Origin of the sequence: Actinocrinis puniceicyclus (assembly GCF_018283645.1) — a bacterium.
Taxonomy (GTDB): Bacteria; Actinomycetota; Actinomycetes; order Streptomycetales; family Catenulisporaceae; genus Actinocrinis; species Actinocrinis puniceicyclus.
In genome coordinates this window covers 44,026-55,562 of record NZ_JAGSXH010000004.1, presented here as the reverse complement: position 1 = coordinate 55,562, position 11,537 = coordinate 44,026, and the positions used below count along the sequence as shown (strand labels likewise).

Annotated in this window: 13 protein-coding genes; 4 read left to right on the top strand and 9 right to left on the bottom strand. The window is 70.6% G+C overall.

Annotated elements, in window-relative coordinates; genetic code table 11:
• The first annotated feature begins 65 nt into the window (after window positions 1-65).
• Window positions 66-950 carry a DUF2127 domain-containing protein gene (locus KGA66_RS02145; protein WP_369015789.1) on the top strand — a complete coding sequence of 295 codons (885 nt, stop codon included), beginning with the start codon at window positions 66-68 and terminating at the stop codon, window positions 948-950.
• Between the two features lie 39 nt (window positions 951-989).
• On the top strand, window positions 990-1,559 hold the full coding sequence (locus tag KGA66_RS02140) for a MarR family winged helix-turn-helix transcriptional regulator (protein ID WP_211463872.1): 570 nt from the start codon (window positions 990-992) through the stop codon (window positions 1,557-1,559).
• Here KGA66_RS02140 and KGA66_RS02135 read toward each other — a convergent pair.
• The 7 genes from KGA66_RS02135 to KGA66_RS02105 form a co-directional block, all read right to left on the bottom strand.
• On the bottom strand, window positions 1,514-2,542 hold the full coding sequence (locus KGA66_RS02135) for an undecaprenyl-diphosphate phosphatase (protein WP_369015793.1): 1,029 nt from the start codon (window positions 2,540-2,542) through the stop codon (window positions 1,514-1,516). The two genes, KGA66_RS02140 and KGA66_RS02135, sit on opposite strands and share 46 nt — an antisense overlap.
• Window positions 2,543-2,630: 88 nt before the next feature.
• A complete protein-coding gene (locus KGA66_RS02130) occupies window positions 2,631-3,245 on the bottom strand; it encodes a hypothetical protein (RefSeq protein ID WP_211463870.1) in 615 nt (204 codons plus the stop codon).
• A gap of 295 nt (window positions 3,246-3,540) precedes the next feature.
• On the bottom strand, window positions 3,541-4,023 hold the full coding sequence (locus KGA66_RS02125) for a hypothetical protein (protein WP_211463869.1): 483 nt from the start codon (window positions 4,021-4,023) through the stop codon (window positions 3,541-3,543).
• 226 nt (window positions 4,024-4,249) lie between these two features.
• Window positions 4,250-5,716, bottom strand: coding sequence for an FAD-dependent oxidoreductase (locus KGA66_RS02120; RefSeq protein WP_211463867.1), 1,467 nt, complete (start codon window positions 5,714-5,716; stop codon window positions 4,250-4,252).
• A 201-nt stretch (window positions 5,717-5,917) separates the two neighbouring features.
• The gene (locus tag KGA66_RS02115; protein ID WP_211463866.1) at window positions 5,918-7,039 is read right to left on the bottom strand and encodes an AI-2E family transporter; all 1,122 of its coding nucleotides are present in this window, start codon (window positions 7,037-7,039) and stop codon (window positions 5,918-5,920) included.
• Window positions 7,040-7,042: 3 nt separating this feature from the next.
• Window positions 7,043-7,345, bottom strand: coding sequence for a GroES family chaperonin (locus KGA66_RS02110; protein WP_211463975.1), 303 nt, complete (start codon window positions 7,343-7,345; stop codon window positions 7,043-7,045).
• A gap of 172 nt (window positions 7,346-7,517) precedes the next feature.
• Complete coding sequence (locus KGA66_RS02105; RefSeq protein WP_211463865.1) at window positions 7,518-7,964, bottom strand: DUF3618 domain-containing protein; 447 nt, start codon at window positions 7,962-7,964, stop codon at window positions 7,518-7,520.
• Between the two features lie 201 nt (window positions 7,965-8,165).
• On the opposite strand from KGA66_RS02105, the gene bcp reads away from it, so the two are divergent.
• Together bcp and KGA66_RS02095 are read left to right on the top strand one after the other, a co-directional pair.
• Window positions 8,166-8,636 (top strand): thioredoxin-dependent thiol peroxidase, encoded by a 471-nt coding sequence (gene bcp / locus KGA66_RS02100; protein ID WP_211463864.1) that lies wholly within the window; start codon window positions 8,166-8,168, stop codon window positions 8,634-8,636.
• Window positions 8,637-8,777: 141 nt separating this feature from the next.
• Window positions 8,778-9,578, top strand: coding sequence for an AIM24 family protein (locus KGA66_RS02095; protein ID WP_211463863.1), 801 nt, complete (start codon window positions 8,778-8,780; stop codon window positions 9,576-9,578).
• A gap of 118 nt (window positions 9,579-9,696) precedes the next feature.
• Here the strand turns inward: KGA66_RS02095 and KGA66_RS02090 are convergent, their stop codons facing one another.
• Window positions 9,697-10,821: a hypothetical protein gene (locus KGA66_RS02090; RefSeq protein ID WP_211463862.1), complete on the bottom strand. Its 1,125-nt coding sequence runs from the start codon at window positions 10,819-10,821 to the stop codon at window positions 9,697-9,699.
• Window positions 10,796-11,452, bottom strand: a complete 657-nt coding sequence (locus KGA66_RS02085) for a DUF6114 domain-containing protein (protein WP_211463861.1) — start codon at window positions 11,450-11,452, stop codon at window positions 10,796-10,798. The genes KGA66_RS02090 and KGA66_RS02085 overlap by 26 nt, the downstream gene beginning before the upstream one ends.
• Window positions 11,453-11,537 lie beyond the last annotated feature (85 nt).

Genomic DNA, 11,537 nt, shown 5'->3' with positions numbered 1-11,537 from the left:
TGTCGGCAAAAAGTGCACGGCTCGCCGAGTCTCGTGCCGCGCTCGCGCGGCGCCACCTAGTCTGTGTGGCCATGGACTGGAACAGGCGCCACTGCGCGAGGCGGGGACACGTCCTTTACGAGCCCCTCGAACCCGAGTACCGCGACCGCATCAGGACCGAGACCGCCGTCGGCACGGCGTGGCGGTGTCTGCGCTGCGGCGACTTCGTACTGGAGGCGCCGCGGGGCAGCGGCCCGGCGCAGGACGCCCCGGTGATCCCTCGCGGCAAGGCGCTGCGCTCGCTGCTGATCATGCGAGTGCTCGCGGTGGAGCGGGTCTTCCGCTTCCTGCTGGTCGGCGCGGCGGCGTACGCGGTGTGGCGGTTCGAGAACTCGCAGCGGGCGCTTTCCCAGCTGTTCGAGAACGACCTGACCCTGCTCAAGCCCCTGGCCACACACTGGGGCTACGACCTGGACCACTCCTCGATCGTCGACACGATCCGCAAGTCCTTCAACTACAAGCACTCCACCCTCACGGTCGTCGCGATCCTGCTGGTCGTCTACGCCGCGATCGAACTGATCGAGGCGATCGGCCTGTGGCTGGCCAAGCGCTGGGGCGAGTACTTCGCCGTGGTGGCCACCGCGGCGTTCCTGCCGATCGAGATCGACGAGATCATCACCAAGCAGTCCCCGTTCAAGATCGCCACCTTCGTGGTCAACGTGCTCGCGGTGCTTTACCTGCTGCTGGCCAAACGGCTGTTCGGGCTGCGCGGCGGGAAAGCCGCGGCCGAGCGGGAACTGCACAGCGCTTCGCTGCTGGAGATCGAGGAGGCGACCGGGGAAACGGACCGGCACGGGCAGGTCATGGCCGAGGCGACGGCGCGGGAGCGGGTTGAACGGGAGCGGGTTGAAGCGCGGCCCGAGCCGCGAGAGCGGGAACGCGAGCAGGTGCCCCCTCGGTCGGCCGAATAGGATGTTTATACTTCAACTATTGCGACGTATGCTGTGTCTATGAGCTTGGAAGACCACAGGCCGGCGGGCGCGACCGCAACCCGCTGGCTCAGTGACGTCGAGCAGCACACCTGGCGTGCCTGGCTCGAAGTGATGCGGCTGCTGCCGGCCCTGCTGGAAGACCGGCTGCACGAGCGGCACGACCTTAACCTGACGGACTATCAGGTTCTGGTCGAGCTGTCCGAGGCGGAAGAGAGCCGGCTGCGGATGACCGAGCTGGCGAACCGCACGTCGCTGTCGAAGAGCCGGCTCTCCCACCAGATCGGCCGGATGGAGAAGGCCGGCCTGGTGGAGCGCCAGGACTGTCCCTCGGACCGGCGCGGCTCCTTCGCGGTGATCACGCAGCGGGGCTGGGGGCTGATCCGCGCGGCCGCCCCGCGCCACGTCGACGACGTGCGCGAGCTTTTCGTCGACCTGATCACGCCCGAGCAGATCGACGCGGTCGGGCAGGCGATGGAGGCCATCGCGCAGAAGCTGCGCCAGTCGCCGGGGACGGGCTGCGCCAACGCGCTGGCCGAACGCGACTACGCGAACCGGACCACTGAGAGTGCGCCGACCACCAGGCAGTAGATCGCGAACGGAGTCAGCGTCCTGGTTTCGAAGTACCGCACCAGGTAGCGCACCGAGACGTACGACGCCACGAAGGTGACCAGCGAACCGGCGATGGCCGGGCCTATCACGGCCGAGTTCTCCGGCTTCGCCAGCTCGGGCAGCTTGTACAGGCCCGCCAGCAGGATGACCGGCGTGGCCAGCAGGAAGGCGAAACGCGCGGCGTCCTCGTGGTGCAGCCCCTTGAACAGCCCCGCGACGATGGTCGCGCCGGACCGGCTCAGCCCCGGGAACAGGCCGAGGATCTGCGCCGCGCCCACCTGAACCGCCGTGCCACGCGAGAGCCGGGCGAGCCGTATGTCGCTGGCGATCTCCGGCGGCAGTTCGCGGCCGTGCCGGTCCAGTTCCCGCGGCGGCTCCAGGGTGGCCGTGCTCTGCTTGCGCCGGCTGCCGCCGGACGCGGCCGTGACCGCACCGCGGTCCGCGCGCGCGCCGCGTTCCGCCCGGCGTCCCGTGGCGCTCGCCTGCTCGGCCGCGCCGGCCCGACCGCCGCGCAGCCGCTCGGCGCCGAGCAGCAGCAGGCCGTTCAGGGCCAGGAAGACCGCGGCCCACAGCGGCTTGCCCAGGTGTTCCCGCAGCAGCTTGTCCAGCACCAGTCCGGCCAGGCCGACCGGAATGGTGCCGATGATCAGCAACCAGGCCAGCTTCTCGTACGGGGTCTCGATCCGGCGATTGCGCACCGAACTGATCAGCCCGGAGATCACCCGCACCCAGTCGCGCCGGAAGAAGAGCAACAGCGCGCAGGCGGTGGCCACGTGCAGCGCGACCACGAGCGCCAGGTAAGGCGACTGCTTCGCCGTCATGTCCATGTCGGCCGCCCAGCTGCCGCCCAGGAACGCCGGGATCAGCACCGCGTGTCCGAGACTGGAGACGGGGAACAACTCGGCCACGCCCTGAACCAGGCCGATCACGATCGCTTCGAGGTACGTCACGGTACCGGACAAGTTCAACCCCTGGTCATAGTCAGCGCGTCGGTCGGGTGGTGATGCCGATGGGAAGCCTGCCGCCGGAGCGGCGCCGCTTAGACAATAGTCACTTCGCCAGCCCGTCCGGTGCGCGATACCAGGAATCCAGCGCCTCCGGCGGCACGCCCATCGCGGCGGCGACCTTCTCCCAGGGCATCGGGTCCAGGCCGCCCGCGGCCAGCCCGACGACCTCGCGCAGCATCGCGTCCACCACCCGCCGCGCCTTGACCAAGGACGCGAGCGCGTTCTGGTATGAGCTGCGGTCCACCTCACGGATCGTCATCGGGAGCCAGCCGTTGATCATGCCGATGAACTGCCGGCGCAGATCCTCGTCCAACTCGCCGGGAATCGTGACGGAGCCGTCGCAGCGCACCTCGGCCAGCAGGACTCCCCGCTCGTCGCGCAGCACCGCGCGCACCGCCTGGTAGCTCTGGTAGCGGTGCACGTTCGCGCCGACCTGATCCGCTCCGGAGATGTGCTCGGCGAAGTCGCGCAACCGCGGCGCCACCGAGGCGGCGTAGCTGCGGAACGCCTCGCTGGACATCGAACCGCCGCCGTCGACCAGCGCCTGCGGCCGCTCCACCACGTCCACGCCGGCGGTCGCCCAGTGGCTGATCCCGGTCTGCCGGTCGAGAACCACGACCTCGTACTCGATGCGATCGGGGCGGTAGAACCGGGTCATCGTGATGTACCCCCACTCGGCAAAACCTGCTGCGGCTGCGTGCCGGGTGCCGACCGTGCGTTGCGCCTCCGTTCTGGGCCGGCAGGATCCCTTTGTTGCAGGCCGACGGGAACGGGAGGTGAACTCGTGGTGGCCGTGGGGAAACCGTTGGCGGCCGGAAGCGAAGCAGAGGCATGCGAAGACGCGGCTGTATCAGTGTCCGCTGTATCAGTGTCCGCTGTATGAGAAGACGAAGACGGCATCAGAAAGCGAACAGGGGGGTTCGCGGGAGCCGGCGCGGCGCTCGGTGGCTGCGTCAGCGGTCGAAGGTGGCCGCGAGTCGCACGCGCCTGCCGGAACCGCCCAGCCCGCAGGGCGCCGGACCGGTCAGCACGACGCGCAGTGCTCCGCCGCGTACCCGTTCCGCATGACCTTCGAGCCGAACGGTCTCATCCGGACCGCCGTCCTCCCCGAGTGCGGAGGCGATCACCTCGACCGAGTACCGCCGATTCCCCAGCGCGGTCACCTCGGCGAGTGTAAGGCGCACCGACTGGGTCTTGCCCAGCGCGATCGCGACCTCACCGACCGTCAGATGCACCGGTTCGCGAACACTCAGCGCCCCCGAGACTAGAGGGAACCACTGCGTTTCACCGCGGCGCAGCAGCGTCTTCGGGCCACCGAAGCGGCGCCCGGACCGCACCTCGACGATGCCTCCCGCCGCCAGCGAATAACTCCCGCCCGCCGAGCCGGCCCGGCGGCCCGCGCTCATGCCCCGTTCCGGCAGATCCAGCGCAGTCATGAGCCCCTCCACAGGTTGGACAGGCGCCGCCGGGACCCGGGACGTTCCATGGGCTCGGGCGTGGATCCGTACCCCGACAACCGATCGCGCGGTCGGGCCCGGCGATCCCGGTCAGCCCCGGCGGCCTTCCTGTGCCTTCACTGTCCCGCAGTTTCCTGTGGCTCAGCTAAAAACCAGGTAAGGGACCGGTGTGACTTGCGGCCGGCCGGCGGTCAGGCGGTGGCGGTCAGGTTTCCGTGCTGTGCTGGGCGAAGCGATCGCGGGCGGCCGACCAGTGGCTCCGGTCGAACTGGCCGCTGCCGAGCGCGTCGGCGGCCTCGTAGCCCATCACCATCGCGTGGTGCGTGTTGTCCGGGGTGAACAGGCCGTGCCGGCCGAAGGTGGTGATGCTGCCGAGCCCCTCCACCCACTCCTCGAGCACGGCGAGGTGCTCCTTGTAGCCGCGTTGGAAGACCGGGTAGACGTTGCGCAGCCGTTTCACCTGGAGCCACTCGACGTTCAACGGCGGCAGGCCGGTGCGCCGCACCGTGTCCGCGATCACATCGCTCAGCCCGTCGTCGGAGGCGTTCCAGATCTCGTCGCCGATGTCGCAGGGCAGCTCGAAGCAGACCACCGAACGGTCCTCCGGGTCCTCCGGGTTGATCCGGTGGTTCGCCGGCTCCGAGATCCGGCTGACCGGTGTGTCGGACGCCGGGAGGTAGTGCACGTCGTGCTTCGTCCAGCGCCCGCCCCGATGCACCGCGTACACGAGCACGATCGCGCGGAAGCGCAGGTTGCCGCTGGCCTCCACCGCCTCGTAGGGCGCACCCGGCGAGGTCATCCGGGCCAGCAGCGGCAGCGGCAGCGTCGAGAAGACGTGCCGGGCGCGAAGCCAGCCGCTGCTCTCCCAGTGGTCGAGACCGGACCAGCCGCCGCGCTCCGCGGCGGCCGCGTGGTGCTCCGAGCGGCCCAACCGCACCGCGATGTCGCTCTCGCCGACGTCCAGCCGCTCGACCATCGCGCCGAGCCGCAACCGGGCACCCGCCGTGACCGCGGCGTCGGCGAGCGTCTCGCACAACTGGCCGAAGCCGCGCCGCGGATAGAGGTAGGCGAGCGATTCGCTGGACATCGCGGAACGCACCGACCGCACCAGCGCCGCGAGCGCGGTAGGGGCGCCGGCCTTGCGGCGCGCCTGATCGGCGTCGATCTGGTCGCCGGTCAGACCCCAGAGCTTGCGCGCGTAGGGCGCGTACACCTGCTCGTACAGCGTCGGCCCGAAGCCGGCGCGCATCAGTTCGGCGTAAGTGTCAGGGTTCTCGGGGGCCTTCGACCGGCGCCACGGCGTGGAGATCGCGTCGAACGCGGCGCGCGCCATCGGGACGGCGGGCAGCGCGCGGGCCAGTTCGCGCGGCTTGAACGGGTACGTGATCCACCGCTCGCCCACCAGTAGCCGTCCGTCGCGGTACCGGGTCTGCAGGTCGCCGCCGAGCAGGTAGCGCAGATCCGCCAGCACGTACGCGGGCATGTCGGGGTTGAGGCGGTGGCTTCCGTAGTCCACACGGACCCCGGCCACGTCGAAGGAGGCTGCCATGCCCCCGACGGCCTCCGCACGGTCCAGCACCACGACGGAGAGGCCACGTCGGGCCGCTCGCCACGCGGCGGCGAGCCCGGCCGGTCCCGCGCCGAGGACGACGAGGTCAGTGCTGCTGTTCAATGTGGCCGCTACTCAGTCGAAGTCCGCATCCATGGCGCCCCGGGAGAACTCGGGCACGCTCTGGAAGTATCGCGTCATCCGGCGCTCCTTCCAAAAGCACACCCTAGTGCGCCCCGGCTCACCCGTCATGCATACACGAGTACTGCTTGCGGTCGGGCAACCGGCGTTCACCGAACGCGGCGCCGGCCGCACCGCTGTCGATCAGCGCCGATCGAGACGGGGAATGAGCACCTCGACCGTGATCAACTTGAGCGCTGCGGCGGTCGGGATAGCCACAAGTGCGCCGATGATGCCCAGCAGCGAGCCGCCCACCAGCACCGCGACCACAGTCACGATCGGCGGCACGTCCACCGCGTGCCGCATGACCTTGGGCAGCAGGACGTAGTCCTCGGTGAGCCGGAAGCCGATGTAGAACAACAGCGTCGCGATGGCCACGGGGGTGGAGACGGTCAGCGCGACCAGAGTGACGATCGCGCCGCCGATGGTCGAGCCGATGACCGGGATCATGTCCATCAGTGCGACGAGCAGCCCGAGCGCGGCCGGGTACTGGATGCCCCAGGCCGCGGTCCAGATGTAGGTGGCCAGCCCCGCGATCGACGCGTTGAGCGCGGAACCGAGCATGTACCGGCCGACCTGGGTCAGGATCTCGTCCCCGAGCGCACGTACCCGGTCGCGACGGGATGCGGGCGCGGCGCGGTACGCCACCGCGACGATGTTGGGCAGCCCGGCGAGGAAGTAGATCGTCAACGCGACCACAGCCAGCGTCGAGGTGAGTGTGGAGAGCACGTACTTCCCGGCGCCGAGGATCCCGGACACCGCGCTCGAACCGAGGCCGCGCGAGGAGAGCGCCGACTGCACCTTCGAGACGACGTGGTACTTGCCCTCTATGCGGCCGAGGAAGGTCGAGCGGTCCTGGATCTGTTGCAGCACGTGCGGGATGGCGCGGACGAGCGCGGTGACCTCCGCGGCCACCGGCGGCACGATCACCGCGAGGAACCCGGCGACCAGCGCCATCACCCCGAGTGCGACGACGAGTACCGCGCCGCCGCGCCGCAACGGCACTCGGGTCTGCCGGGTGAGCGCGGTGACGATGGGGTTGAGCGAGACCGCGAGGAACGCGGCCAGCAGCACCATGGTGATCACGCCGCCCGCGCGGGCGATCCCGCGCACGAGCAGGTAGGCGGACAGCGCCCCGGCCGCGAGACCGAAGGCGTACGTGAAGTAGGAATGCTGCGCCGACACGGCCGAGGTCTCGCCGGCCGCGTCAACAGGCCGCGGGACGGCCTGTTCCGCTGCCCCGTCCGCCTGACCGCCCGAGACCATGGGTCAAAGGTACAGGCCGGTCGCCCCGCTTGAGTCGCCGAGCCGTTCGGCGGCCACGGCGTGGATGTCGCGTTCGCGTAGCAGCACATATTCCACGCCGCGCACCTCGACCTCGGCCCGCTCGTCCGGGTCGTAGAGGACGCGGTCGCCGGTCTCCACCGTGCGCACGTTCTGCCCTATCGCGACGACCTGGGCCCAGGCCAGCCGGTGGGACATCTGGGCGGTCGCCGGGATGAGGATCCCGCCGCTGGAGCGACGTTCGCCCTCGGCGCCGTCGGCCCTGACCAGCACTCGGTCATGCAGCATCTTGATCGGCAGCTTGTCGAGGGACGCGTCCTTGCCGCGGAGTGCGGGATCGGCGGCTGGCGGGATCGGCTGCTCGTCGTCGGACTTGGCTCGCGGACTCACGTCCCGACGTTAGCGCATCCGCGGCGCGCTCTTCGCCCCGCCGCTGCCCGCGGCCCGTCCGACCACCGGGTCAGCCCGATCCGCGGCCGCGTACCGCGTGCAGTGCGACGCTGCCGCCGATCACGACGCCGAGGCCGGCCAGCAGCACGGCGACGCGCTCTTGCCGCAACTGCCCGGTGCGCCGCGAGACGAACTGGTACCTGAGGCTGAGGCCGCCGCGCCGCAGCACCTCCCGCGGCGTGAGCCGCTCGGTCAACTCGTCCAGCGTGGTGGAAAGGTGCTCGCGGGTGCGGTCCAGGTCGGCCTCGATCTCGGCGGGGGAGCGAGTGTCCTTCACCTCCATCCGGACCTCTCCGTCCTTCTGTTCGTGGGCGCCGGCCGGTACCTGGGTGCCGGCGACCTCGCCGTGGGGGGTGACCACCAGGACCGGATTCGCGGCCGCGGTTCCCTTGCGTCCTTCGTCCTTCGCGACGTCGACCACCCCGGGGCGGGTCCACTCGGACTTCTTCTCGGCCATCGCCTCGACTCCCTCGCTCGTAGCGTCCGTGACCGCCTACCCGCTTTTCGAGGTTTCCCTCGGCCGCGGGCCCGCGCGCCCTCGGGCGTCAGCCGTCTGGCGCAGCGGGGCCCGTCTCGCGCGTCGCTGTCGGCCGGCGATCGTAGGCTGGAGGCCGGGCGGGGCGGACCCGCCGCGAGCGCGAGAACGAGGACGGCCGCAGTGTCAGTACGACTGGAGCCGGGGACCGAGGCCCCGCAGTTCACTCTCCCGGACGCGGACGGCACACCGGTGTCGCTGTCCGACTATGCCGGACGCAAGGTCATCGTGTACGTATACCCGGCTGCGATGACTCCCGGCTGCACGAAGCAGGCATGTGACTTCCGTGACTCGCTCCAATCGCTGGCGGCGGCCGGGTACGCGGTGCTGGGCCTGTCACCGGACAAGCCCGAGAAGCTGGCCAAGTTCCGCGAGCGCGACGGGCTGAACTTCCCGCTGCTCTCCGACCCGGACAAGAAGGTGCTGGAGAGCTACGGCGCGTACGGCGAGAAGAAGCTGTACGGCAAGCTCGTCCAAGGCGTCATCCGTTCCACGTTCGTGGTCGGTGAGGACGGCCGTGTCGAAGTGGCCCAGTACGCGGTCAAGGCGACCGGGCATGTGGCGAAGCTGCGCCGGGACCTGGGCCTGGACTGAGCGGGCATCGCCTCTGCGCGCGGCGCGCTCCCGCAATCCCCGTAAGCCGTATGCTCGCGGGTCAACGACGGTGCTGACGCCGCGGCGCGCCTGCCGCGGCACCGTCGCCGACCACATCAGCGAACGACAGGGGGACCACCGGTGACCGCCCAAGTAAGCCTGCTTCCATCCCACGTGACCCAGGGCCAGGGTCCCGGGGTGGCGTACCGCATCGAAGGCCAGATCGTCCCGGTGCTGCACCTGGCCATGAACGGCCAGGTGCCGGTCTACTTCGAGCACCACGTGGTGCTCTGGAAGCAGCCCCAGGTCGACATCCAGATCATGCCGCTCAAGGGCGCGTTCAAGCGGGTCATCGGCGGCATGCCCATCTTCATGACCCAGGCGGTCGGCTTCGGCGAGATCGCCTTCTCGCGCGACTCGGCCGGGCAGGTCTTCCCGCTGACCGTGCCGCACGGTAGCGCGATCCTGGTGCGTGAGCACCAGTTCCTGGCCGCCACCGCGAACCTGGCGTACAACTTCGAGCGGGTGCGCGGTATCGGCTCGATGCTCTTCGGCAGCCAGGGCTTCTGGCAGGACCGCTTCGAGGCGCACCAGGGCGACGGGGTGCTGTGGCTGCACGCGCACGGCAACGCGTTCGAGGTGGTGCTCCAGCCCGGCGAGGTCATCGACGTCGAGCCGGGCTCGTGGATCTATCGCGACATGAGCGTGCAGTACTCGCAGCAGGTCTTCGGCCTGAAGACGGGCATCCTCGGCGGCGGCGGGAACCTGGTGTTCAACCGGTTCACCGGCCCGGGCCGCGTCGGGCTGCAGTCCGGCTACTTCCACCCGGGCGGCGCCGAGGTCGGCGCGGCCGCGGGCGCGGTGGCCGGCGGTGCGCGCGCGGGGCTCGGCGGCGCGGTCGCCGGTGGCATCCTCGGCGGGTTGCTCGGCGGCGGAAGCTGAGCGGGCTCTCGCTCACGCGGTGACGCAGAGGGCGGCCCGGACCTCGTTGTCCGGGCCGCCCTCTGCGTCACCGCGGCCGCCGCGCTCGTGCCCGGCGGTGTGCCGGTCTACCGCCGGCTCAGTTTCCGTGCCCGTTGAAGCCGGGGATCACGATCGTTCCGGTGCTGAGGAACGCGTTGTCCGCCTCGACGTTCGTGAACAGCAGCGGCAGCGGGACTGTGATGCCCTGCAGCGGGGCCAGCAGGCCCGGGTTCTGCGGGGTGAAGGTCTGGTGCAGCAGGCCTAGCACATCCGCCGTGAACGAGGTCGACCACAGGTGCACGTTCTCCAGCGTCACCGTCTGGCCCTGGCCGCCGTTGACGTACTGGAGCTTGCCTCCGCCCTGCTGCGAGAAGGTCACCATGCTCACCAGCGTCACCTTGGCCGCGGTGAAATCAAGGACCTGTTCCGGGCCGTTCGCGGTCTGAATCGTGGTGACGCCGTTGTAGGTCAGGCTGTACATCGTCATCGACGGCGCGGACAGGTGCCACGGCAGCTCGGCCGCGGTGTTGCCGGCTGAACTCGCCGTGTTCTTCTTGATCTGCGACTTCGGGATGCACGTCCGGGTCGGTGTCGGTGTCGGCGCCGACACCGGAGTCGGTCTCGAAAGGGAGCCGGGGCCGGGGGTGCTGCTCGCCCGGGCGATCGTACCGTCCAGATTCACCGGCTTCCCGCTCGCGTCGACGTGCACGGACGAGTGCGCGAACGCCGCGCCCATCACCACGGCGGCCCCGGCGTGCGGCAGCTGCTCGGAGCCCCAGATCCAGGTCCACACACCGTTGAGCCATCCCCAGAACCCGCCGCTGCTCGAACTCGACGCGCTCGGCGAGGGGCTGGGCGCAGTGGTACCTCCCGCGGCAGGACTCTGCGACGCAGTCGCGGAGGCCGAACGTGACGGAGAAGCGGCCGGGCTGCGCGGGCTGTTCGGTTTGGTGGAGCCGGTGCCGCTCGCGCTGGCGCCGGCCTTCGGCGTGGCGCTGGCCGAGCGGTGGGCGGATGCGGACGGGCTCGCCGAGCCGGCGCCCACCGGGGTGGCGGTGCCGCAGACCGAGGTGGGGAACGGCAGCGGCGACGACGCTCCGGCCGCGTTGGCCGGCGTGGCGAAGGTCAGTGCCCCGGCGACGGCCGCGACGGCCATCGGCGCGCCGAGCGCGACCAGGGCGCGCCGGTTCTTGTCCTCAGTCTTGCGGGTGCTGGTCGGCACCGCCGTCCTCCACTTCCGCAAGGGCGCTGGCCGGGGCCGCTTCGTCGTGGGTGCGGGCCTCCAGCGCGGCCATTTCTTCGGCACTGGGGCCGGCCGGCGCCTCGGCCTGCATGAACGCCGGCTCGTCGGCGCTCTCGCCGGCCTGCGTCTGCGTCTGCGCCGGGGTCTCGGGCTGCTGCTCGTCGGCGCCCGGCCGGCGCCGTTCGCGGCGCGTCGGCGCGACCCAGCCAGGCCGCGGGGTCCACGCCACCGCGAGGCCGCCGCCGATGAGCGAAAGCAGCGTGCCGATGAAGAAGCCGCCGAGGTTGGTGGCGGGCAGCGCGATCAGGCCGAGCAGGATCGAGGCGATCCCGGCGAACACCCGGTAGGCCGGGGCGAGCCAGACGGTGAGCCCGAACATGATCATCAGGGCGCCGATGAAGAACGCCGATACCCCGCCGACGCCTTCGTGGATGATGTTGCCTATAGACGAGAGCGGCGCGAGCCAGAGTTCGACTCCGGCAAGCACGATCAGCAGTCCGGCGGGGAAGGGCCGTCCCTTGCGCCAGTGCCGGAAGGCGCGCAGGGCGCGCAGCACGGCCGGCTGATTCGGCTCTCTGGACGCAGGGCTGTCAAGGGTGTGCGTAGTCATCGCTGCTGCTCCGGTAAGGGCGGCGAAGGGTGCGGGGACACACTTGTCCCCGCACCCGCGCCTGGCGGTTGCGGACTGCTCCGAA

Excerpts from the sequence above, each read along its gene's own strand:
- KGA66_RS02140 (WP_211463872.1), top strand. The coding sequence starts at position 990 with ATGAGCTTGGAAGACCACAGGCCGGCGGGCGCGACCGCAACCCGCTGG.
- KGA66_RS02130 (WP_211463870.1), bottom strand. The coding sequence starts at position 3,245 with ATGACCCGGTTCTACCGCCCCGATCGCATCGAGTACGAGGTCGTGGTT.
- KGA66_RS02125 (WP_211463869.1), bottom strand. The coding sequence starts at position 4,023 with ATGACTGCGCTGGATCTGCCGGAACGGGGCATGAGCGCGGGCCGCCGG.
- KGA66_RS02115 (WP_211463866.1), bottom strand. The coding sequence starts at position 7,039 with ATGGTCTCGGGCGGTCAGGCGGACGGGGCAGCGGAACAGGCCGTCCCG.
- KGA66_RS02110 (WP_211463975.1), bottom strand. The coding sequence starts at position 7,345 with ATGCTGCATGACCGAGTGCTGGTCAGGGCCGACGGCGCCGAGGGCGAA.
- KGA66_RS02105 (WP_211463865.1), bottom strand. The coding sequence starts at position 7,964 with ATGGCCGAGAAGAAGTCCGAGTGGACCCGCCCCGGGGTGGTCGACGTC.
- KGA66_RS02085 (WP_211463861.1), bottom strand. The coding sequence starts at position 11,452 with ATGACTACGCACACCCTTGACAGCCCTGCGTCCAGAGAGCCGAATCAG.